Annotated in this window: 19 protein-coding genes and 1 pseudogene; 15 read left to right on the forward strand and 5 right to left on the reverse strand. The window is 47.0% G+C overall.

What is annotated here, in order from left to right; genetic code table 11:
- The first annotated feature begins 103 nt into the window (after positions 1-103).
- From RBB45_RS21215 to RBB45_RS21235, 5 genes are all read left to right on the forward strand, one after another.
- Positions 104-1,114, forward strand: a complete 1,011-nt coding sequence (locus RBB45_RS21215; RefSeq protein WP_306010319.1) for an ABC transporter ATP-binding protein — start codon at positions 104-106, stop codon at positions 1,112-1,114.
- Complete coding sequence (locus tag RBB45_RS21220; protein ID WP_094769933.1) at positions 1,095-2,081, forward strand: ABC transporter ATP-binding protein; 987 nt, start codon at positions 1,095-1,097, stop codon at positions 2,079-2,081. The genes RBB45_RS21215 and RBB45_RS21220 overlap by 20 nt, the downstream gene beginning before the upstream one ends.
- Positions 2,082-2,111: 30 nt before the next feature.
- A complete protein-coding gene (locus RBB45_RS21225; protein WP_129613409.1) occupies positions 2,112-3,725 on the forward strand; it encodes an ABC transporter substrate-binding protein in 1,614 nt (537 codons plus the stop codon).
- Between the two features lie 93 nt (positions 3,726-3,818).
- Positions 3,819-4,823 (forward strand): ABC transporter permease, encoded by a 1,005-nt coding sequence (locus tag RBB45_RS21230; RefSeq protein WP_009795210.1) that lies wholly within the window; start codon positions 3,819-3,821, stop codon positions 4,821-4,823.
- Between the two features lie 16 nt (positions 4,824-4,839).
- Entirely contained in the window at positions 4,840-5,739 is a 900-nt protein-coding gene (locus tag RBB45_RS21235) for an ABC transporter permease (protein ID WP_022543512.1), read from the forward strand.
- A 494-nt stretch (positions 5,740-6,233) separates the two neighbouring features.
- Here the strand turns inward: RBB45_RS21235 and RBB45_RS21240 are convergent, their stop codons facing one another.
- The 3 genes from RBB45_RS21240 to RBB45_RS21250 form a co-directional block, all read right to left on the reverse strand.
- Complete coding sequence (locus tag RBB45_RS21240) at positions 6,234-7,313, reverse strand: FUSC family protein (RefSeq protein ID WP_009795212.1); 1,080 nt, start codon at positions 7,311-7,313, stop codon at positions 6,234-6,236.
- Between the two features lie 331 nt (positions 7,314-7,644).
- A complete protein-coding gene (locus RBB45_RS21245) occupies positions 7,645-12,117 on the reverse strand; it encodes a glutamate synthase-related protein (protein WP_306010320.1) in 4,473 nt (1,490 codons plus the stop codon).
- A 359-nt stretch (positions 12,118-12,476) separates the two neighbouring features.
- On the reverse strand, positions 12,477-13,772 hold the full coding sequence (locus RBB45_RS21250) for a glutamate-1-semialdehyde 2,1-aminomutase (protein WP_009795214.1): 1,296 nt from the start codon (positions 13,770-13,772) through the stop codon (positions 12,477-12,479).
- 306 nt (positions 13,773-14,078) lie between these two features.
- Between RBB45_RS21250 and RBB45_RS21255 the strand changes: the two are divergent.
- From RBB45_RS21255 to RBB45_RS21265, 3 genes and pseudogenes are all read left to right on the forward strand, one after another.
- Positions 14,079-15,074, forward strand: a pseudogene (locus tag RBB45_RS21255) (ABC transporter ATP-binding protein); the annotation flags it as partial.
- A 21-nt stretch (positions 15,075-15,095) separates the two neighbouring features.
- A complete protein-coding gene (locus RBB45_RS21260) occupies positions 15,096-15,887 on the forward strand; it encodes an ABC transporter permease (RefSeq protein WP_101551695.1) in 792 nt (263 codons plus the stop codon).
- A 4-nt stretch (positions 15,888-15,891) separates the two neighbouring features.
- Positions 15,892-16,677: an ABC transporter permease gene (locus RBB45_RS21265; RefSeq protein WP_306010321.1), complete on the forward strand. Its 786-nt coding sequence runs from the start codon at positions 15,892-15,894 to the stop codon at positions 16,675-16,677.
- A gap of 68 nt (positions 16,678-16,745) precedes the next feature.
- On the opposite strand, the gene RBB45_RS21270 is transcribed toward RBB45_RS21265, so the two are convergent.
- Positions 16,746-16,988 (reverse strand): hypothetical protein, encoded by a 243-nt coding sequence (locus tag RBB45_RS21270; RefSeq protein ID WP_009795218.1) that lies wholly within the window; start codon positions 16,986-16,988, stop codon positions 16,746-16,748.
- A 147-nt stretch (positions 16,989-17,135) separates the two neighbouring features.
- Here RBB45_RS21270 and RBB45_RS21275 point away from each other — a divergent pair, with 147 nt between their 5' ends.
- From RBB45_RS21275 to perR, 6 genes are all read left to right on the forward strand, one after another.
- Entirely contained in the window at positions 17,136-17,540 is a 405-nt protein-coding gene (locus RBB45_RS21275) for a potassium channel family protein (RefSeq protein ID WP_009795219.1), read from the forward strand.
- Between the two features lie 71 nt (positions 17,541-17,611).
- On the forward strand, positions 17,612-18,082 hold the full coding sequence (gene bcp, locus RBB45_RS21280) for a thioredoxin-dependent thiol peroxidase (RefSeq protein ID WP_009795220.1): 471 nt from the start codon (positions 17,612-17,614) through the stop codon (positions 18,080-18,082).
- 120 nt (positions 18,083-18,202) lie between these two features.
- On the forward strand, positions 18,203-18,790 hold the full coding sequence (locus tag RBB45_RS21285; RefSeq protein ID WP_009795221.1) for a hypothetical protein: 588 nt from the start codon (positions 18,203-18,205) through the stop codon (positions 18,788-18,790).
- 218 nt (positions 18,791-19,008) lie between these two features.
- A complete protein-coding gene (locus RBB45_RS21290) occupies positions 19,009-19,959 on the forward strand; it encodes a D-2-hydroxyacid dehydrogenase (protein ID WP_306010322.1) in 951 nt (316 codons plus the stop codon).
- Between the two features lies 1 nt (position 19,960).
- A complete protein-coding gene (locus RBB45_RS21295; protein ID WP_022543514.1) occupies positions 19,961-20,512 on the forward strand; it encodes a cob(I)yrinic acid a,c-diamide adenosyltransferase in 552 nt (183 codons plus the stop codon).
- A 108-nt stretch (positions 20,513-20,620) separates the two neighbouring features.
- A complete protein-coding gene (perR, locus tag RBB45_RS21300; protein WP_022543515.1) occupies positions 20,621-21,058 on the forward strand; it encodes a peroxide-responsive transcriptional repressor PerR in 438 nt (145 codons plus the stop codon).
- Between the two features lie 127 nt (positions 21,059-21,185).
- Here the strand turns inward: perR and RBB45_RS21305 are convergent, their stop codons facing one another.
- A complete protein-coding gene (locus RBB45_RS21305) occupies positions 21,186-21,554 on the reverse strand; it encodes a YgzB family protein (protein WP_009795226.1) in 369 nt (122 codons plus the stop codon).
- 307 nt (positions 21,555-21,861) lie between these two features.
- Between RBB45_RS21305 and RBB45_RS21310 the strand changes: the two genes are divergently transcribed.
- A complete protein-coding gene (locus RBB45_RS21310; protein ID WP_022543517.1) occupies positions 21,862-22,734 on the forward strand; it encodes a nucleotidyltransferase-like protein in 873 nt (290 codons plus the stop codon).
- The last annotated feature ends 313 nt before the right edge of the window (positions 22,735-23,047 follow it).

The raw sequence follows: 23,047 nt of genomic DNA on the forward strand, positions 1-23,047 counted from the left end.
CTGTGAGGATGCCCTCCTGGTTCACGGCATTTAAACTGCAGGAAATCAGGAGAACCCATGAAAGACCAGTGCTTCAGCATGGAAAAAAGGAAGGAGTAATGGTGTGAGTCAAGCTCCCGTTTTAGATGTAAAGCAGCTGAAAACCTCCTTTTTTTCTTCAGATGGAGAAATACCAGCTGTGGATGAAATCAGTTTTTCGGTCCGTAAAGGTGAAATTCTGGGAATAGTAGGCGAATCAGGCTGCGGCAAAAGCGTGACGTCACTGTCAATCATGAAGCTGATCCCCCAGCCGCCCGGGAAAATCACAGGCGGCGAGATTCTGCTGAATGGCGAGGATCTGGTTGCAGCTTCAGAGAGCAGGATGAGGGAAATAAGAGGGAATGAAGTGGCGATGATTTTCCAGGAGCCGATGACTTCCCTTAACCCGCTGTTCACAATCGGCAGCCAGCTGGTTGAGGGCATTATGATACATAAGAAAATAAAGAAAAAGGAAGCGGCCAGCCAGGCTGTAGAAATGCTCAAGCTTGTAGGGCTGCCAAGGGCAGAGCAGATCATGAAGGAATATCCGCACCAGCTTTCAGGGGGGATGAGGCAAAGGGTGATGATTGCCATGGCCCTCTCCTGCCATCCGAAGCTGCTGATTGCGGATGAACCGACTACAGCGCTCGACGTGACGATCCAGGCCCAGATCCTCGCTCTTATGAAGGACTTGAATAAAAAGCTTGATACGGCCATCATGATGATCACCCATGACCTTGGCGTTGTTGCCGAGATCTGTGAAAGGGTCTTAGTCATGTATGCAGGCAAGGTGGTCGAGGAAGCGCCTGTCAGGGAAATCTTCAAAAACGCCAAGCATCCTTATACAATCGGGCTTCTCCAGTCGGTCCCCGATATAAGGGAGAGGAAGGACAGGCTATACTCGATACCGGGTAATGTCCCTAAGCCTGGTTCAGTCAAGCATGGCTGCCGTTTTGCGGCAAGATGCGAATTTGTCCATGACCGCTGTCTGTCGGAAACGCCGGAGCTGTACCAGGGAAATTCGCCGGTGCACACAGTAAGATGCTTTCTTCATGATAAATCAGGAGGTGCAGCCAATGACGGAAGTTCTGCTTGAGGTCAATCAGCTTAAAAAGTATTTTCCAATAACGGGCGGCCTTTTTGGCAAGAAGACCGGAGATGTAAAGGCCGTTGATGATGTCAGCTTTTATGTCAATAAAGGGGAAACACTCGGGATTGTAGGGGAAAGCGGCTGCGGTAAGTCAACGACCGGCAGGATGCTGATGAGGCTGATTGAACCAACCGAAGGAAAGGTGCTGTTTGAAGGGAAAGAACTGACAGGACTGAACGATTCGGAAATGAGAAAGATGCGCAAGGAAATGCAAATGGTATTCCAGGATCCGTTTGCTTCCCTGAATCCCCGCCATACAGTCGAAAAAATCCTTGAGGAGCCGCTGATCGTCCACGGGATGGGGGATAAGAAAGAGCGGAAGCAAAAGGTAAAAGAGATGCTCGAAGTCGTCGGTTTGAGCAGCTGGCATGCGAAAAGATATCCCCACCAGTTCAGCGGCGGACAAAGGCAAAGGATCGGGATTGCACGGGCCCTGATGACCAGGCCGAAGCTGATCATTGCGGATGAGCCGGTCTCTGCGCTCGATGTTTCCATACAGTCACAGGTGCTGAACCTGCTTGAAGACCTGCAGAAGGAGTTTCAGCTGACTTATATTTTCATAGCCCATGATCTGGGTGTTGTCAGACATATCAGCGACAGGGTGGGAGTGATGTATCTTGGGAGGCTGGTAGAAATCACGACGGCTGAAAAGCTGTATGAAAAGCCTTTGCATCCCTACACGTCAGCCCTTCTTGGAGCGGTGCCGGTCCCGGATCCAGATTTGCGCAAGGAAGCGGAGCTTCTGAGCGGAGATATCCCGAGCCCGGCTAATCCTCCAAAAGGCTGCGCCTTCCATACAAGGTGCAGGGAGTGCATGGAAATCTGCACGGTCGAACGGCCGCAGCTGGAAGAAATTGAAGAAGGTCATTTTGCAGCCTGCCACTTATACACCAGTAACAGGGTGCATGCATGATAAAAGAAAGATATTAAAAGGGGGAAAAGTATGAAAAAGCGCAATGGTCTTTTAATGTTGGTTTTTGCCCTGCTGCTGTCACTGGGGCTTGCAGGCTGCAGCGGCAGCCAGTCAAGCGGCACTGATGAAGGAGAGAAAGATTCCGGTACAGATTCGGGCGGTGAAACAGCTGCCGGCGGAACACTTGTCTTCGGGCGAAGCGGAGACTCTGATGCTTTGGACCCGGCCGTTACTACCGAAGGTGAATCCTTTAAAGTCACTGTCAATATTTTTGAAACATTGATCAACTTTGGCGAGCAGGATACAGAAATCCAGCCTGGCCTTGCAACTGAATGGGAGGAAAGTGAAGACGGGCTGAAGCATACGCTCAAGCTTCGCGAGGGAGTCAAGTTCCATGACGGGACAGACTTCAATGCAGAAGCGGTCGTCTTCAACTTCAACCGCTGGAAAGCAGGAAATAAAGAAGAATTCTATTATTATGCCTCTCAATTTGGCGATGTCCTAACAGAGGTAAAAGCAGTTGATGATTATACAGTTGAATTTACATTAAGCAGACCGATCGCTCCATTCCTGAAAAACCTGGCGATGTCGCCATTTGGAATCGCGAGTCCTGCAGCAGTAGAAAAGGCCGGCGATAAGTTCACTGACAACCCTGTCGGAACAGGACCTTTCAAATTCAAAGAATGGAAACGGAACGACCGTGTCGTCATTGAGAAGAACCCGGATTACTGGCAAGAAGGCCTGCCAAAGCTTGACTCAGTCATTTTCAGGGTCATCCCTGAAAACTCAGCAAGGCTGAATGCTTTGTCTACAGGCGAGGTTGACCTGATTGATGGCGTAAGCTTCAGTGATGTAGGGCAAATCGAAGGAAATGCAGATCTGCAGCTGTTTGACCGCCCGTCCATGAATGTCGGCTATCTTGGGCTGACCAATACACGCGGCCCGCTGAAGGATAAGAAGGTCCGCCAGGCGCTGAACTACGCAGTGGATAAGCAGGCTCTCATCGATGCCTTCTATTCCGGATATGCAGAGCCGGCGAAGAACCCGATGCCGCCGGGAATTGCAGGCTATAATGATGAGGTGCAGGATTATGAGTATAATCCAGAAAAGGCAAAGGAGCTTCTGAAGGAAGCAGGCTATGAAAATGGATTTGAGATGGAGCTTTGGGCAATGCCGGTTGCACGTCCATATATGCCGGACGGGCAAAAGGTTGCTGAAGCCATCCAGGCCAACTTTGCTGATGTTGGCGTAAAGGCGAAAATCGTATCCTATGAATGGGGAACTTACCTCGACAAGGCCAATAAAGGGGAAGCAGATTCCTTCCTTCTCGGCTGGACAGGGGACAATGGAGATGCTGACAACTTCCTGTATGTCCTTCTTGACCAGGATACTATCGGATCCAATAACTACACATATTACAAAAACCAGGAGGTCCATGACCTTCTGATTAAAGCACAGACGCTGACAGACCAGGCCGAGCGTGAAGAGCTGTATAAGCAGGCTCAGCTGATCATCAAGGATGATGCGCCATGGATCCCGCTTGTCCACTCCAATCCTGTTCTTGCAGGAAAAGCGGATATTACCGGATTCAAGCCGCATCCAACAGGATCGGATCTGCTGTCTTCTGTGGAATTTAAAAAGTAAATGGAAAGAGAAAGAAAGGGAGTTCCTTAAAGCGGCTCCCTTTTCTTTTAGCCGGACCGATGCGGCTGGACAACCATCAAGAGAGGTGAAAACATGCTGTCATATACGATCAAACGAATATTTTCCCTTATACCGGTTTTACTGGGCTTGTCGCTGATTGTATTTTTCATGATCAGGGCCATACCGGGAGATCCCGCCCAAATCATCCTGGGCCAGCTGGCAACAAAAGAGGCTGTGGCTGATTTGACAGAGCAGCTTGGGCTTGATAAGCCCTGGTTTATTCAATATTTTACATATCTGGGGGGCCTGTTTACGGGTGATCTTGGGGAATCGCTTCGTACGAAGGCACCTATCAGCGGAGAAATTTGGCCTTTCCTGGCAGCTACCATGGAACTTTCCTTCTGCGCCATGCTCATTGCGATCTTTTTCGGCGTGAATGCAGGGATCATCAGTGCCTGGTTCCAAAATTCCTGGTTTGATTATATTGCCATGGTGCTTGCTCTTATCGGTGTATCCATGCCGATTTTCTGGCTTGGCCTTATGGAGCAGTGGATTTTTGCCATCAATTTAGACTGGCTCCCTACGTCCGGACGGGAAGAGGTCAGAAATCCGGTTGAGGCCATCACCAACCTTTATATCATCGATACTCTCCTTGCAGGACGGATGGATCAGTTCTGGGATGTCATCCGCCACCTTGTGCTTCCGAGCCTTGCATTATCGACCATACCGATGGCCATTATTGCCAGGATCACGCGTTCGACGATGCTTGAAGTCATGCGTTCAGACTTCATCCGTACAGCACGGGCCAAAGGGCTAAGGATGTTCTGGGTTGTGTACAAGCATTCTTTGAAAAATGCCATCATTCCTGTTTTGACGATTATCGGACTGCAGACCGGGCTCCTTCTTGGCGGTGCCATCCTGACGGAGACCATTTTCAGCTGGCCGGGAATCGGAAGATATATCTATGAAGCTATCAATTACCGCGATTATCCGGTCATCCAATCAGGGATCCTTGTCATTGCATTCATCTTTGTCATGATCAATCTGATTGTTGACCTCTTATATGCTGCAATCGATCCAAGGATCAAATACAACTAAAGGAGGGAAGAAGCCTATGGAATTATCAACAGAAAAAAATGTACATCCGTCTGCGGTCCAGGCCGAGGAAAAGGTGGAATCCCCCTGGCTTGAAGCATGGCGGAGCTTCCGGAAAAACAAGCTGGCTGTTGTCGGCGCGCTTATTGTTCTGTTCTTTGTCATTCTCGCAGTATTTGCGCCGCTGATCGCCCCTACAGGCATCAACGAGCAGCAGCTGGCAAACCGGCTGAAGGCCCCATCGGCCGACCATTGGTTCGGAACCGATGATTTTGGAAGGGATATTCTTTCCCGGGTAATTTATGGGGCGCGGATTTCTTTATGGGTCGGCTTTCTGGCCGTCCTTGGCTCACTTGCCGCAGGCTGTCTGCTTGGCATTCTTGCAGGCTATTATGGCCGCTGGGTGGATACAATCATTTCACGGTTCTTCGATATCATGCTTGCATTTCCTAGCATCCTTTTGGCGATTGCAATAGTAGCGGTACTGGGCCCATCCTTAAGGAATGCACTCATTGCCATTGCCATCATCAATATCCCTAACTTTGGGCGCCTGATCCGTTCCCGTGTGCTTAGTGTAAAGCAGGAGGAATATATCATGGCGGCAAAGGCGGTCGGCATGAGTGATGCCCGTATCTTATTCCTTCACGTCCTGCCGAACAGCATGGGTCCAATCATCGTCCAGGGAACACTGGCAGTGGCAACTGCCATCATCGAAGCAGCCGCTTTGGGCTTCCTTGGCCTGGGGGCAGAAGCGCCAAATCCCGAATGGGGAAAAATGCTCTCAGATGCAAAGGCATACCTCATCCAGGCCCCCTGGACAATGATCTTCCCCGGACTCGCCATCATGCTCACAGTACTCGGCTTCAACCTCATGGGCGATGGGCTGAGAGATGCATTGGATCCTAGGATGAAGAGTTAGGAAGAAAAGGGAATGTGCATGCTCAATAAAGGAATTGAATTCTGCTCATGAACAACATATATTTGTACTACATCTTGTGGCATTACGCATATTAGGCATTGGTTGAATATTCCACATTTAAGTGTCTTTTGACTTGAGAACCTAGAAGATTGGCAATGTCAAAAAGGGTACGGAAAAAGATCTTCCGCACCCTTTTTTGTTTGATAACAAATATTCTTTAGCGCCTAATTAACTAATAGATTTAAAAGCTGCCTTGGATATTACATTACTCAAACTTTAAAAAGCCTGTTGATTGCAGTGGAAGGCACGTAGACTCCTGCGGGATTGCAGCGGCCATGCTGAGACCCCGCAGACGCGCAGCGGTGAGGAGGCTCAGCGTCGCCCCGCGGAAAGCGAAGTGCCTGTAACGGAAATCAACAGCCGCCATTAACGGAAAAACCTAATCCCTTCGTTTGAAGAATTAACAAAAGCAGCCTGATGGCTGCTTTTGTAATTTATTCCTCGTTTTCCTCTATACTAATCTCGTTTTCCTCTTTATGATACGACTGGAAGCTCGAAATCAATGTATCCAAATGCTCGACCTGTTCGTCGTATTCAATAATGGCAGAAATAATTTGCATCGTATGATAGATGATCTGCTCATCATCATTTTCCATGTTTTTATGCTGCGCCAGGAAGAAGGTGAACAGCTCCTTGCGGTCCAGGCAGATATCGCCTTCTTCAAAACTCACCTGAGGTTTCACTTTACCAATGAACTTAAGCATCACATGCTCATGATAGTGTATCAGACAGTCCAGCTGCTGCTGGATAGAATTCTGGAAATCCTCTGGCATCTGCTGCAGCTCGTATTCATGGCGGTGCAGCCTTTTCAGTGTTTCAAGCGACATTTTAACGGTCGAGATCATCTGTCTGTAGATGACCAGCTTTCTTGCTTTGACCGGACTGTCTTTTTTCAGGTAATTACGTTCTTCCTTGTACATAAGGTACAGCTGATCGAGCTTGATGACATCATCTTTCAGCTTTTCGATATCATTTTTTAAGAGCATATGCTCAGAGGCATGGCGGACGTTCAGCCTGATCCACTTTGTAATATCTTCTGTCGCATTGGATATTTTATAATACAGCTTGTTTTCATATTTAGGCGGCAGGAATACAAGATTGACCAGGAAAGCTGATAATATCCCAAGCATGATGGTCGAAAAACGGATAACAGCAAATTGAACAAAGTCATCACCAGGAGTCTCCATGATGGCGATTAAGGTCACCAGTGACAGGGCGATGGTTTTTTCAAGCTTCAGCTTCAGGTTGATAATGATGACAATGACGGCGGCAAGACCGACAATGAAATAGTTGTTTCCGAAAACAAGAACAAAGACGACGGCAATGACAGCCCCGATGATATTGCCCTGGATCTGCTCGATTACCGATAGATACGATCTGTAGATGGTAGGCTGAATCGCAAAAATGGCTGCGATGCCTGCAAAAACAGGGGTTGGCAGGTTGAAGATTTCTGATAAAAATAAAGACAGTATGATGGCAATTCCCGTTTTTAGTATTCGGGCTCCAAGCTTCATGCAAATAATATCCTTTCGTATTTATAATGGCTGCCTTATTACAATAGAACAGCAATTATCTATTTTATACTTACTTTAAACCGATTTGCTCATTGTTAAACAATTATGTACTATACAGGGATTATCCTTGAAGTTCAAGGGACAAATATGATAAATCTCCGATAAAATTCCATTAAGGCGCTTACATGAAAAAAGGGGCGCATTGCCGGATCGATTATAGTATATGGGCGGGAAAGGCCTTCATATGATCCTTCAGTTGTGCTGTGCATAAAAAGAAATAGGAAATAAATAAGGCCCGCTCAAGAATGTTGAGCGGGCCTTTGGCGAACCATCATTCTGTAGAAACAGAAGGGTCAGCCTGTTCTTTTACAGGTACTACCTGGAAGAAGTGGTTTTCAACGTCTTCAAGCAATTTGGACAGCTGTTCAGATTCTTCGTGCTGCCCTTGTTCCGTGAGCATTTTTATATAATTGCCGAGAAGCTCTTGAACATCTTCCTGCCCTTTTGAGGATAAAGCAGAGACCGTGACCTTTGCCCCTTTTGCGATCCTGCGCTGAAGGGCTTCCTTCGTGAGCCCCAATTCCGGCTGATGGCGGAGATATACGACTCCGCCGGTCATGCCCGCGCATATCCATGGTCCAGGATCGCCCAGGACAAGGCCTCTGCCATTTGTCATGTATTCAAAAGCAAATCCCTTAATATTGGCATGTGTCCCGATGTTGCCATGTTCTTTTTCAGGAAGAGGCTTTTTCAGCTGCCCGCCAATAATCATGTCAGCACCGGAGAGACGGATGCCTGCCCGAGCATCGGCATTGCCCTGGGCCACGAGGAGCCCTTTTTGTGCGCCGTATCCAAACCCTTTGCCGACTGATCCGTTGTAGAAGCTGCCATTCTTTCCTTTTGATTTAAAAATCAGAATCTCTCCGCCGAATGAAGTCTTGCCGATGCCATCCTGGGCACCGCCGGCCACTTCAATATGGATACCGGCGCTGTTGTAGGCTCCGAGCCCATTGCCTGGAATCGAGCCGCCCTTATATTTAAGGGAAACTGGCGGAAGGCTCTGATATGATCCGTCCAGCCGGTTTCTGACACGGTGGCAGGAAACACGGCTTCCCAGCACACGCTGTTCTGAAGTAATGCTCTGGTATTCGCGTGATTGGTGAAGCTCTTCTACGCTTGCATCAAGATATTCTGCGCCTACTGCAACCTGAAGCTGGTGGGCATCGAGGGAAGCAGCCGCTTCCTGGTGGCTCAATTGGCCAATCTCCAGGGTGCGGAGGAGGTAGGTCAGGTCAAGCTGTTCTTTTCCTTTTGCCTGCTCGAGGAGGTCAGAGCGCCCGACAGCGTCCTGGAGGTTCCTGATTCCAAGTCCAGCCGCCAGCGCCTTGAGTTCCGTCCCGAAAGCTGTATATAAGTTCATGATGCCCTGGACGGCCAAATCGAATTGACGAGGGACGAAGCGGCGGAGGCCATGATCTTTTGCCTGCGCTTCTGTTTCGATCTGGGTCGCAATCCCGACATGGCATGTATCCAGATGGCAGCCGCGGCATGTGGTACAGCCGATTGCAAGCATAGAAAGTGTCCCGAATCCGATTCTGTTTGCACCGAGGAGCATAACCTTCAGCACATCTGATGCACTCTTGATGCCGCCGTCTGCCCAGATTTCCACACTGTCGCGCAGTCCTGCTTCAAGCAGGGCGTTATGGGCGGCCTTAACGCCGATTTCAACCGGAAGTCCGACATGCTGGAGCGCATGGATCCTGGCTGCGCCGGTGCCCCCGTCAAAGCCGCTCAAAGTGATGATATCCGCCCCGGCTTTTGCGATTCCAACAGAGATCGTCCCGATATTAGGAACGACAGGGACTTTTACAGCAACTTTTGCTTTATCATTGGCCGTCTTAAGCTCGTGTATCATTTGGGCCAGGTCCTCAATTGAATAGATATCATGGTTGTTCGAAGGCGAGATTAAATCTGAGCCGATGGTGGCATTTCTCGCCTCGGCAATCTTCGCTGTCACTTTTGAGCCGGGAAGATGTCCGCCTTCACCCGGCTTCGCGCCCTGGCCGATTTTGATTTCAAGCAGGTTTGATGAGTTCAGCAGCTCTGCGTTCACCCCAAACCGGCCGGAAGCAACCTGCTGTCCGCGGGTATTCGGGTATTTGCCCAGCATATCCTTGATTTCCCCGCCTTCACCGTTCATGCTGACCATGTTCAGGCGGTCTGCACCTTCTGCATAAGCCCTGAAGGCAATCTCATTCTGTGAGCCGAACGACATGGAAGCAATGACAAAAGGAAGATCATGCGTGCCGACATTCAGGCTCACCTCTGAAGGCGATACAGGGGAGGAGGCAGGCTTGAAGCCGGTCAGATGGCGGATCGTTGTTGGATTCTGCTCCTCCTGTTCTGAAATCTTTTCCCCGTATGCTGTATAGTCGCCGGTTTTGGCAACTTCGCCGATGGCTTTCCAGATGCGCGGGAAAAGATGAAAGGTTTTTCCGATTCTTTCTTTTTCATTCTGGTAATCTTCTGCTCTCTGAATAGCATCTTCCTTCATGCTATCGAAATTGCAGGCAAGCTCTCCTGAACCGAAGAAGTTTACGATATTCAGTATTTCGGCTGTCTCCTCATGAAGCCCGATGCTTGAGAATAGGCGTCCGTAGCCTCTCAGCTCGTGGATCCCGATAGTAGAAATGACCTTTTCAAGGCCTTTTGTCAAGGCAGTGTACAGGTTTACAAGCGGCGTGGCAGATTCGTCCAGCACAGTCATGAACATATAGTACGGAGATATCAGATCTGCACCAAGTCCATAGCTGGTGATGATATCATGCAGCGACCGGATGGAAGCCGAACGGAGCAGGATGGAACAGTCCCTGCGGACCGCTTCCTTAACGAGCGCCTGATCGATCGCTGATACAGCCAAATGCGGATCGAGCCAGAGATACCCATTTTGGTGAGCCTGTGAATCATCCAGTATGAGGAGGGATTTTCCGCTCCTGACAGCGGCCACGGCATCCTCCGCCAAACGGCCAAGGGCCTCCCGGATGCCTTCATCTTCACTGAAAACAATCGGGATGTAGGCAGTCAGCTTTTGCTCCTGGTAATAGTCTGTCACCTGGTCATAGCTTGGCTGCTGGATGATGCCGGAACATTCGAATCCTGCTTTTCCTTCAATCAGGAGCGGAGTCTGAAGTTCAGTCACTCCTGAGACTTCCTTATCAGAATGGAAGAGGGCAGGGCGCTTCCCGATGATGGTCCTGGTTGAAAAGTGTTCTGTCTCACGGTCACGGTCAATGGCCGGATTGGTCACGACGGCCACACTTTCCTTTATATAGTCGGCAATATTTTTCCGCTCAGGGTTCAATGCTGCCAAAGGTGCATCATGTCCTAAAGAGCGGATCGGTTCAATGCCTTTATCAGCCATCTGCTCAACAAGCTGGACCTGGTCCCTTTCCCAGCCGAAAGCTTTGTATTGGCCGTTATGGATCTTACTTGGATAGTTCATTGAAATCGTTTTGGGCAGCCTTGGCGTTTCGAGCCGCTTCCTGCTGCCGTCCAGATGCACCCGCTTTGAGAATCTCTTGTATACTTCTTCCTGGTATGCATGCTGTTCAAATACTTCAAGAACATCTCCGTTCCATTTCAGGCCGACCTTTTCTCCAGGAGCCAGCGGCTTAGGCTCGTTTACATATTCGCTGGAAGGAATAATACCCGGTTCGGAAGAGAATAAATAAGAGCTTTCTGTTTCAAGCATCCAGAGCGGGCGCAGCCCAAGTGCATCCACGCTGAATACTGCCTCGTCCGCAAAGCGGGAAATGATGCCTGCAGGACCCTGGGCAAAATGGCCCCAGCCTTCCCGGATGTAGGTGTACAGATCCTGGAGATGGACCGGGTATGACTTGATTTCATTTACGATTGGCGGGAACATCACATCCATCGCTTCAAAAAGCGAATAATTTTCACGGCAAATAAACGTCTCAAGTGTTCTGCTCAAGTCCTGTGAATCGCTGCCGTCCTTCACGAGAGGGACGCCTGCAAGCTTAGCTTCATCCCGAAGCTTGGCAATTGTGTTGATTTCACCGTTATGCCCAAGCACACTGAAAGGCTGGACGCGGAAAAAGCTGGAGAGCGTATTGGTCGAATATCTGTTATGGCCTAGTGTCATCGTCGATGCGGCAAGCGGGTTCGCAAGGTCATGATAATATTTGGGCAGGATATCCCCTGCGCCCATTACTTTATATACGGCATGGTGCTGGCTTAAAGAAGCCACATGGACATGCTCATCTTCTTCGAAATCTATAATGAGGTTAAATAATTTTTCCTTAAGGGGCTGGCCCTCCAACTCTGATACAATGGCAAACTGCCAGAATATAGGGTTTTCCTGGATGGCAATCGGCCCAAGGGCTGAAGAATCTGTCACTTCGTCTGATTCAAATAGGATTTCAAAGCCTGCATCTACTAATTTTTCTGCAAGACTGGCTTTAATGCTTGAGCTTTTTTCATTTCTTGACATGAAAACATGGCCGACCGCAAAACCTTCGCGGGAGGCTGCCTCAGGATCGGCACCGGCGTCAGATAGCTTCTGCTTCCATAGCTCGCGCGGGATATCAATGTGAATCCCGACGCCGTCGCCTTCTCCGTTAATAAAACCCGCGCGGTGATTCATCGTGACAAGCGCGTCAATGCAGCTGAAGATATTCTCCCTTGAAGGGATCTTATTCTTTTCCATTGCGGCTACAATCCCGCAGGCATCGTGCTCCTGGCGGTTAAATTCAGTGAATAGGGATGGGCTCCAAGTTTGTGTCATAAATACGGCTTCAGCAAATTGCCAAGCCGGTTCACCTCCTATAAGATTTTTCTGTATACAAAATGAAATTTTGTAAGGTTAATTGTTTCGGGGAAACATATAAGGGGAAAAACAGACAAAGTGGGACTTTATTTTTCAAAAACACAAAATAAACAAAAGTGAGTTTTTCGAAAATTAGTATTTCTATCATATCATAAGAATTTTCAGAAATCAATTAATTATACAAAACTATGGATGGGGAATAGGGAGCTGGAAAAGGATATGCTGATAAAACCTCTTATTTTGTAAACGTTTTCAATATTACCTATATTAAAAAAGGAGCCGTTTCAGGCTCCTTTTATGCATAAAAAACTGTATAATTATTCTCCGCCCATTATGCTGAATGCATGATTGACTGCATGGAGAGTTGCGTGTATATCTTCTTCGGTATGGGCAATGGTTACAAACCAGGCTTCATACTTGGAAGGTGCCAGGTTGATCCCCTGCTCCAGCATCAGCTTGAAGAAACGCGCAAAAGTCTCGCCATCTGTGTTTTCTGCCTGCTCATAGTTTTCTACTTTTTCTTCTGTAAAGTAGATGGTCAGTGCGCCTTTCAGGCGATTGATGGTAATTTGGACCCCGTGCTCAGCCGCAGCTGCCAGGATTCCTTCTTCAAGCATTTGCCCAAGCCTGTCGAGATATTCATAAACTCCATCCTGTTTCAGGACTTCAAGGCAGGCGATTCCGGAAAGAATGGAAGCCGGGTTTCCTGCCATTGTTCCTGCCTGATAGGCTGGGCCTAATGGAGCCACCTTTTCCATGATTTCCAGTTTGCCGCCGTAAGCACCGATCGGAAGCCCGCCGCCAATGATTTTGCCCATTGCTGTCAGGTCAGGCTGAACGCCAAGCATATCCTGGGCGCCGCCATACATAAAGCGGAAGGCTGTTATGACTTCATCATATATAACGAGAGAGCCTGCTGCATGGGCAATTTCGTTAATCTGCTCCAGGAAGCCCTCCTTTGGTTCGACAATCCCGAAATTTCCTACGATCGGCTCGACCAGCACTGCTGCGATCTCGTCTCCCCATTTTCTCATCGCTTCTTTAAACGGCTCGATATCATTGAATGGGACCGTGATCACTTCCTGGGCGATGCTTTTCGGCACGCCGGCAGAATCAGGTGTTCCAAGTGTGGATGGCCCTGAGCCTGCAGCAACAAGGACAAGGTCGGAATGGCCATGGTAGCATCCGGCAAATTTAATGATTTTGTCTTTTCCTGTGTATGCCCGCGCCACACGGATCGTGGTCATGACGGCCTCAGTGCCTGAATTGACGAAGCGGACTTTTTCCATGCCCGGCATGGCTTCCTTCAGCATCTTGGCGAATTTAACTTCGTGCGGGGTAGGTGTTCCGTACAGGACCCCTGTTTCTGCTGCTCTTTTGATTGCTTCAGTAATATGAGGATGTGCATGGCCAGTGATGATGGGGCCGTACGCAGCCAGATAATCGATATATTGATTTCCGTCAACATCCCAGAAGTAAGCTCCCTGCGCACGCTCCATCACAACGGGAGCGCCGCCGCCAACGGCTTTATAAGAGCGGGAAGGGCTGTTTACTCCGCCCACAATATGTTTAAGTGCTTCTTCATGTATGCGTTCTGAATTTGAGAAATTCATTTTCTTCCTCCTTAGGCGTAATTCCCCCTCTATATTACCGCAGTTTAACGGGCAGTAATAGCCCCGCGCTTATAGTAAGAAAGTTAGGAAAAAGGAAGGGGCTGGGACTGAACTGTCCGTAAAGCCTTACTGGCTGAGTCAGCCCGCTGTGGAGAGTGCTCCAGAGGGAAGAAGTGCAGGCTATTTGTATTAAAGATGTCCTTTGGCTAAAATGAGTTCTTGGGGCACCGGCTTTGGAGAAGGCAGGATGCCTTGGATGTTTTGAAATATATGCCCTTGTAAAAAGGGATTGAACTGGAGGAAAACATGAAGGATGCCATCATTGTAAATGGCCTGCGCAAGGAATTTAAGGCCTATTCAAGCAGGGCCGGCCTTAAAGGGGCCTTCCGCGATCTGTTTACGCGAAATTATAAGATTGTACCTGCTGTCAACGATATCAGCTTTCAGGTAAGGCAGGGGGAAATGGTAGGCTACATAGGGGAAAACGGAGCGGGAAAGTCGACGACCATCAAGATGCTGACCGGCATCCTGGAGCCGACTTCCGGGGAGGTGACTGTCAACGGGATGAATCCGCACAGGGACCGGGAGAAATTCGTCCAGACGATCGGGGTTGTGTTCGGGCAGAGATCCCAGCTGTGGTGGGATATTGCCGTTCAGGAATCGTTCCGGCTTTTAAAAAAGGTTTATAAAGTTTCTGATGAGGATTATGCCAGCCATATGGACCATGTCATCAGGACGCTGGATATCGGGCCTCTCCTGGATAAGCCCGTGCGCAAGCTCTCGCTTGGACAGAGAATGCGCTGCGAGCTGGCGGCGGCCCTGATCCATAATCCGCCGCTGTTATTTCTTGATGAGCCGACGATTGGCCTAGATGTCCTGGTTAAGCTGAAAATCCGTGAGTTTTTAAAAGAAATCAACCAGAAATACAATACAACCATTCTTTTGACCACCCATGACCTTTCTGACATTGAAGCACTTTGCGAACGGGTTGTCATGCTTGATGAAGGCCGCATCATATACGACGGTGCTTTGCAGAGCCTGAAGGAAACCTGGGCTGAGGGAAAGGAAATACGGTTTGAATTTCTTGAGCAGGCAGAATTGGGAGCCTTGGAAGAGCTTACTGCTGATCTCCCGGTCGAATGGCAAAGGAATGGAGAAGACGAAGCCTTTACGGCCTTTGCGGAGGATAAAGAGGAAGTCATCTCTGCGCTGATTGCAAGGGCAGTCTCGGCCTACAAGGTCAGGGATATTAAAATCATGGAAACGTCAACCGAAGAAATTATCCGCAATATATACGATAAAGCATGGCTTGAGGAGGCAGCAATGGATAAGTATGTAGAAATGATCCGTATCCGTTTTTTGATGATGCTCGCCTACCGGACGAATTATTATACAGGCATTCTGATATACAGCATTAATATTGGCGCTTATTATTTTTTATGGACTGCGATATATGGAGGGAAAGAGAGCATTGAGGGCCTTTCCGTCCTGCAGATGACCACCTATGTAGCTGTTGCCTGGATGGCCAGGGCCTTTTATTTCAATAATATTGACCGGGAAATGGCTGCAGAAATAAAGGAAGGAAAAGTAGCGGTCGAACTGATCAGGCCATACAATTATCTTGGCATGAAGACTATGCAGGGGCTTGGTGAAGGCATTTTCCGTTTGTTCTTTTTCTCTGTTCCCGGCATGGTCATTGTGGCCCTGATCTTCCCGCTTGAATTTTCGGCAGACCCTTCTACCTGGCTGCTGTTTTCAGTGTCCATATTACTCAGCTTCTTGATCAATACCCAATTAAATCTGCTGACAGGGATTACGACTTTTTTCTTATATAATAATACAGGCTTGATCAGGGCCAAGCGCGTTGTGATCGATCTGTTTTCCGGGCTGCTGATCCCTCTTTCCTTTTTCCCTGTGTGGGCTCAGGATATCTTGAAATTCCTTCCCTTCCAGGGCATCAGCTATATTCCAAGCATGATTTTCACCAATGGCTTCACACAGGGGGAAGCCATCAATGGTCTGCTGCTTCAGGGAGTGTGGGTGCTGATCCTTATCATTCCGATACAGGCACTTTGGACCGCGGCGAAAAAGCAGATGGTCATACAAGGAGGGTAACAGCTTGTTTTATATTTCGATTTTCTTCCAATATGTGTCTCAGTATATGAAAACAAGGCTGGAGTATCGGGCAGATTTGGCGGTTGAGGTTGTATCCGACTTGCTGTTTCAGGCAGTCAATTTGATCTTTATCCTGGTTGTCTTTGGACATACCAGCTATTTGAGCGGCTGGAACAGAGATGAAATTATCTTTATTTATGGCTTCTTTCTTGTTCCGTATGCCCTGTTTTCTTCCTTTTTCAATATTTGGGATTTCAATGAACGATATATCGTAAAAGGCGAGTTTGACAGGATTTTGACCAGACCTGTCCATAGCCTTTTCCAGATTGTCCTGGAAAGGATGGAACTGGAATCTCTGTTTGGAGCCGTGACCGGCCTGGTGATTATGTTTTATGCGGGAGAGCAGCTTGGACTCAGCATAAGCTGGTATGATCCTTTCTTGTTTATCCTGCTTGTGCTCGGCGGTGTGATGGTTTACGCGGGAATCTTCGTCCTGATTGCGTGCATCAGCTTTTGGGCAGACGCGAGAACTTCCATCATGCCGATGATGTACAATATCGGGAATTATGGAAGATATCCGGTAGACATATATAATGGTGCCATCCGTTTTGTGCTTACCTGGATCCTCCCGTTCGCGTTTGTCGGTGTCTATCCGGCGGCCTATTTCCTTGGGAAGCATGAATGGCTGGCCTATTCTTTCCTGACGCCATTCATCGGTCTGGTATTCTTCTGCCTGTCCATCATCGTCTGGAATCAGGGAGTAAAGAAATACCGTGGTGCGGGGAATTAGAATGGCAAAAACAGCACTCTCTTAAATGAGGTGCTGTTTTTTTTATGTCTTCTGATCTTGGTGTAAACTCAAACTCTGCTGTTTTCTTTTTCGTTCAAATGTTTTATATCTTTGAGATAGTTTTGATAAGCAGCCGTTGCTTTATCCGGCGGCTTTGGGAGTGTTTTATAAATTTTATTAAGCATATAAACCGCTCTGAACAAAGTGCCGGCAATGATCCCGAAAGCAATAATGCCCGCCAATAAAGGACTCAGCATCAATAAAATGCATCCTAAAATTACAGCGAGCAATATAGACAGCAGCAGATACATAAATAACTCCTCTCACTTTAAAAATGGATATTCATTATTTTAACAGGATAATACTGGAACCGCACTATTTGTTAAAAGACAAGCCGGCATACAGGCCCTGCTTTAAGCGTATAAATCTAGGGAGTATAAAGGAGAAGAGGGTCTGATTTGGTCTTTTATCTTTCGCTGATATTGATTGCCTTCTGTGTATTGATGAGTCTGCGGACCTTGTTTATCCCCCATAAGATCCGCGGGAAAAGAGTCTCGTTTGAAAACTTTCTGTATCTTGCTTTTATATATGTGACGGTCATGATTGGCTTTGGGCTTATTTACGTTTTAATGGAGCAGAACGGTACCCAGGTTCTCCGGGAAAGCGCGGGAGCAGAAGGGGGAACATTTTTTCAAAGGCTGGAGACAGGTTTCTATTTCAGCGCCGTAACCCTTTTTTCAGTAGGCTATGGCGATATTTCCCCTATAGGGATCGGGAGGATGATCGCCGTCCTTGAGGCATTGATCGGCTACACGATTCCCGCAGCATTTGTAGCGAGGGCCGTATTCGACAGAGAGTCCTGACAGTGTCCCGGATTTGTGTTTGCGGCAGATTTTGGATAGGCTTATGATATCACAACGATGGAGGGATTAATATGCAGATTGAACTGGGAAAACAGGCTCCGGGGTTTGAACTGCCGGACGCAGATGAAAAGCCGGTAAAGCTGTCAGACTTCCGGGGCAAAAATGTGGTCCTGTATTTCTATCCTAAGGATATGACACCTGGGTGCACGACCGAAGCATGTGACTTCAGGGACAAGCATGAGGAGTTCCAGGGAGCGGACGCTGTAATCATCGGTATAAGCCCGGACCCAGCTGGCAGGCATGGTAAGTTTATTGAGAAATACGGATTGCCTTTTATCCTGCTGTCAGATGAAGAGCATAAAGCCGCTGAAGCATATGATGTATGGAAGCTGAAGAAAAATTTCGGCAAAGAGTATATGGGGATTGAAAGATCCACCTTCATCATTGATAAAGAAGGGAATCTGGTGAAGGAATGGAGGAAGGTAAAGGTTAAGGGCCATGTCGAAGAGGCGCTTGCTTATGTACAGGAGCAGCTTTCCTGAGTAACGGGATTGGATACTTGTATCCAATCTTTTTTTCATTTTAGTGTAGTGATTTGCGGGGGCCAATCGTCTAATATACTAAGGGTTAAATTTTCCAGATTGGATATTGGGTGATATGTGATGAGCAAATGCATTTATATCTTGCTGACAGATACAGGAACGATATTTTCAAGACTGATAAAGTGTTATACGAAAGCTCCGTATAATCATTCTTCCATTGCGCTGGACAGGCAGTTCAATCAATTATTCAGCTTCGGGAGGCGCAGCTATTTGAACCCTTTTTCAGCCGGATTCATTAAGGAAAGGGTCGATGGGGGCGTGTTCAAGCATAAGAGAAATACGAGATGTGCGGTTTACCGGCTGCAGGTTTCAGATTCACAGCATAAAGACATCCGGAAAATAATCCTGCAATTTGAGGAAGATCCGCTGAGGTATAAATATAATCTCCTCGGGTGCATCGGCATTATCTTTGGGATAAAATTTCAAAGAGCCGATGCCTTCACCTGCTCGCAATTCGTATCCACCATTCTTACACAGAGCGGGATACATACATTTGATAAATGCTGTGAAATGATCAGGCCTGATGACGTTGCCGGCATCCCCCGGCTGTCTTTGATATATGAAGGATATCTCCATCAATATTGGGAGAGGTCGCGAATGGCTGAACCACTGCATAAAAGGGCAGCTGTCTGGCCCAATTTAACATAACAAAGGCGGATGTCCATTCATTTAAACAAGTTTTGAATATCATTAGATTAGGGCATACCTCCTCAGATACTTTGAAGCAGATCCTTTCAGGGTCTGTTCTTTTTTTATGCTGGCAGAGCAAGAAAGTTTCGGCATCTGAAGAAGTGGGTATGATCGATTGAAAAATGTAAAAACATCCTTCGGGTGATATGATGAAGAAAACGAAGGAGGGAACGGGTTTGAAAATAGTATCTTCTCTGCAGCCGGAAAAGGATCTGCAGGATAAAATTAAGAATACTTTTCCGGATGCGGCTTTTGAATTTTATGAGAGTATGGAGCAGGCTGAAGGGGCATTATCCCAGGCTGAAGTCTTCATTACTTATGGCGAGGATCTGACAGCTGCGCATATTGAGAGTGCCAAAAAGCTGAAATGGATCATGGTAATGTCCGCGGGGCTGGAATTGATGCCGCTTAAGGAATGTGAAGAAAGAGGCATTCTTATTACTAATGCAAGAGGGGTTCACAGCATCCCGATGGCAGAGTTTGCACTTGGGATGATGCTGATGCACGAAAAAAAGGCGAAAAAGCTTATTGTCAATGAAGAGAATGAGGTCTGGGACCGGAATATCCAGATGGGCGAGCTCCGCGGAAAAACCATGCTGATCCTTGGAACCGGCGCAATTGGAAGTGAAATAGCCCGGCTGGGGAAAGCTTTTGGATTGAAAACCTGGGGCATCAACCGCAGCGGTTCGCCTGTGCCACATATTGACAGCCTTTTCAGCCTTGAAGAGTTGGACATACTATTACCGGAGGCTGATTTCCTCATCTCGGTGCTCCCCAGTACAGGAGAGACAAGACATCTGCTCAGGATGGAGCACTTCCGCAGGATGAAGAACAGTGCAGTCTTCATCAACTTGGGCAGGGGGGATGTCGCCGGGGAAGAAATATTGCTGGATGTGATGCAGAAGAGGGTGATTTCACATGCCTATCTGGATGTTTTTGAAACAGAGCCGCTGGAGAAGGGGCATCCATTCTGGAAGCTGGACAATATAACCGTCACTCCGCACTTATCAAGCAGATCAGCCATGTACCTGCCAAGATCCTTTGAAATTTTTGCCCATAATCTTCATACATATATACAAAGCGGGAATGACTATGTGAATAAAATTGATCCTGGGAAGGGGTATTAATTTGAAGATCTACACTAAAACAGGAGATAAAGGAACAACATCGCTCATATACGGAGAGCGTGTATCAAAAGGGGACATGCGGGTAGAAGCTTACGGGACCTGTGATGAAGCCAATTCGATGATCGGCCTGGCACTCAGCTATTTAAAGGGTGAATTTTTTGAGGGTAAAAAAGAGCTTGAAGACACATACCATAAAATACAAACAGCCCTTTTCCATGTAGGCGCAGAGCTTGCGACTCCTCCCGGGAAAGAGGTCAAGTGGAAAGTTTCTGAAGGTGATATCAAAATCATGGAGAACAAAATTGATGAATGGGATGCTGAACTCCCGCAGCTTGCCAATTTTATCCTTCCAGGAGGAAATCCTGCAGGAGCCGCTTTCCATTCTGCCCGGACGATTGTGCGGCGGGCTGAAAGGGAGGCCGTGCGGATTGAAGGTGTTAACTCATTGGTGCTTTCATACCTGAACAGATTGTCTGACCTGCTGTTTGTAACGGCCAGATATGTAAATCTTCAGCTGGGGGAAAACGAGAAAAATCTTCACGAAGAGGATTGAAATCAATCAGGCATCATACAGTAATATTGACAAATAGCATAAAAAGTTAGTACACTATTTATAAAGATTACAAAGTAAGAATCTTTGTTGGAAAAGAGGTGCATGACGGTGGCTCAAACACAGTTAAAAGAAGCGCTGGATACCTTGAAGGATACAGGAGTGCGTATTACTCCGCAGCGTCATGCGATACTTGAATATTTAATAAGCTCCATGTCACACCCGACTGCAGATGATATTTATAAAGCATTAGAAGGAAAATTTCCTAATATGAGTGTGGCTACAGTTTACAATAATCTAAGAGTATTTCGTGAAGTTGGCCTGGTAAAGGAACTGACCTATGGGGATGCATCAAGCAGGTTTGACTTTATTACAACCCATCATTATCATGTGATTTGCGAAAACTGCGGAAAAATCGTGGATTTCCATTATCCTGGTTTGGATGAAGTTGAACATCTGGCTTCCCATGTAACAGGTTTTAAAATCAGCCATCACCGCATGGAGATTTACGGCACATGCCCGGATTGTGCAAGCAAGGAAGCGCACTAATTCTATAACGCCGATAGCCTGCTATCGGCTTTTTCTTTTGTTTTAGAGGGAATCGGCGGCTTACGGATGTTTTGCGGATAAAAAAATAACCCAGCATCCCTGCTGGGCCGATTTATTCTGAGCATATTTATTGCTCAGCTTTTTTCTGTTTTGAACCCTTTCTGTTGTAGCTCTCATTGAATTCTTTCCCTTCGAGGGAAGGATCGAGTGTCAGCGGTTCATTGCAATACATGCACATATCCACACGGCCAAGCATCTTTGTATATTTCCCGCAATTAGGGCACTCAACTTGTACAGTTTTTGTTGAGAGCATGCCAATCCAGAAATAAACACCGGTGCTGGCGATGATGCAAAGCATGCCTAACAGCATGAATATAGTCATGACAATCGGTGAAGTCCTGAAGAATATTCCTATATACATAACAATAAAGCCGATGAATACCAGACTAAGCGCAAAGGTCCGTATTTTGTTGATCTTGCTCGAATATTTTGCCATTCTTTTTTGTCCCTCCCAAAGTATAACTATACCATATTTGCTTTTCTAAAGGATATCTGCAATACATGAATAATGATCCTGTCGAATAATGCTTGGGGACAGCAGGAATTCCTGGATGGCTGTAGAACCTATATGCTATAAAAGAAAAGCGAGGGGCCTTGCGCAGATGAGCGCAGACTTGGAATGCCGTGTGCTGCGGCAATATCAAAGTGCCTCCCGGGGCTGGTCCGGAGGATAGGCTCCGCTGCACTAAGTTATTGAAGTTCAAATTAATCTATCCTTATCTAATATTAATGGAGGAATGATGATGGAAGACATTCTTCGCCCTATTTATCAGGAACGGGCAAGCCAGGCCAACACGCTTGGAGTGCTGATCATAGAAAAAAGAAATAAAGCGGTCCCTGTTACAGATACCTTCGATGCAGTCCTGCTGATCGTTGTCCAGGAGGCGGAGGTGCCGGTTTTCGTGAAGCATTATACTTATAATGATAAAAAAGCAGCACTTCATATCGTAAAGGAGAGCCAGCTGAATGAATGGATCCTCCACGGCTCCAACAGGAAGATTTTTGATTGGCTATATAATGGGAGAGTCGTTTTTGACCGCAATGAGTATATAAGCAACCTGAAAGTTGAATTAAAGGAATTCCCGTTCTATGGAAGAAAGCTGAAGATGGGCGTGGAATTTGCGAAATTAATAAGGCGCTATATGGATGGAAAGGCATTTTTTGAAAATAATCATTATCTCGATGCCTATAACCATGTCGTTCATTCTCTTCACCACCTGGCGCGGCTTGCTGTCATTGAAAGCGGCTTTCACCCTGAAGTCACTGTATGGCATCAGGTTAAACAGATAGAACCGGAAATCTTTAAATTATATGAAGAGCTTGTCATCAGTGAAGAGCCATTAGAAAAACGCCTTGAGCTTCTTTTTCTGGCAAGTGAATTTCTGATCCATTCAAAAACCAAAATCGGGATTCAGCATCTCACTGATATAATGTCCGAAAAAGAGGACTGGTCCTTCAATGAAATGATCACCCATCCTGAATTAAGTGCTTATTCTGTTGATTTAAGTATGCTGCTTGAATATCTGATCGATAAACATCTAATAGAGGCAGTTGAAATTGTGACGAAAAGCCCTGGTTTGTATCACCGCCATTATCGGACGAAAAAATTATTTTAAAAAAACATTAAAACGTATTGACCTTTTATTATTTACTTGATATATTTATATCCGTCGCTGCTAGTTGTTCAGCAAAAACACAGTGGCTGACGGATTTAAATAACAACCTGAAAAATTATTTTTGAAAAGTGTTGACAGAACGAATGACACATGATAAGATAATAAAGTCGCTCAAGGGCGGCGAGGTTAAAAGAAGATTGTTCTTTGAAAACTGAACGAACAAAAACGTCAACGTTAATCTTATTTTTATCAGAGCTAAATCTTACTCTTATATGGAGAGTTTGATCCTGGCTCAGGACGAACGCTGGCGGCG

The sequence above is a fragment of the Bacillus sp. MMSF_3328 genome, from assembly GCF_030733525.1.
GTDB classification, from domain to species: Bacteria; Bacillota; Bacilli; order Bacillales; family Cytobacillaceae; genus Bacillus_AB; species Bacillus_AB infantis.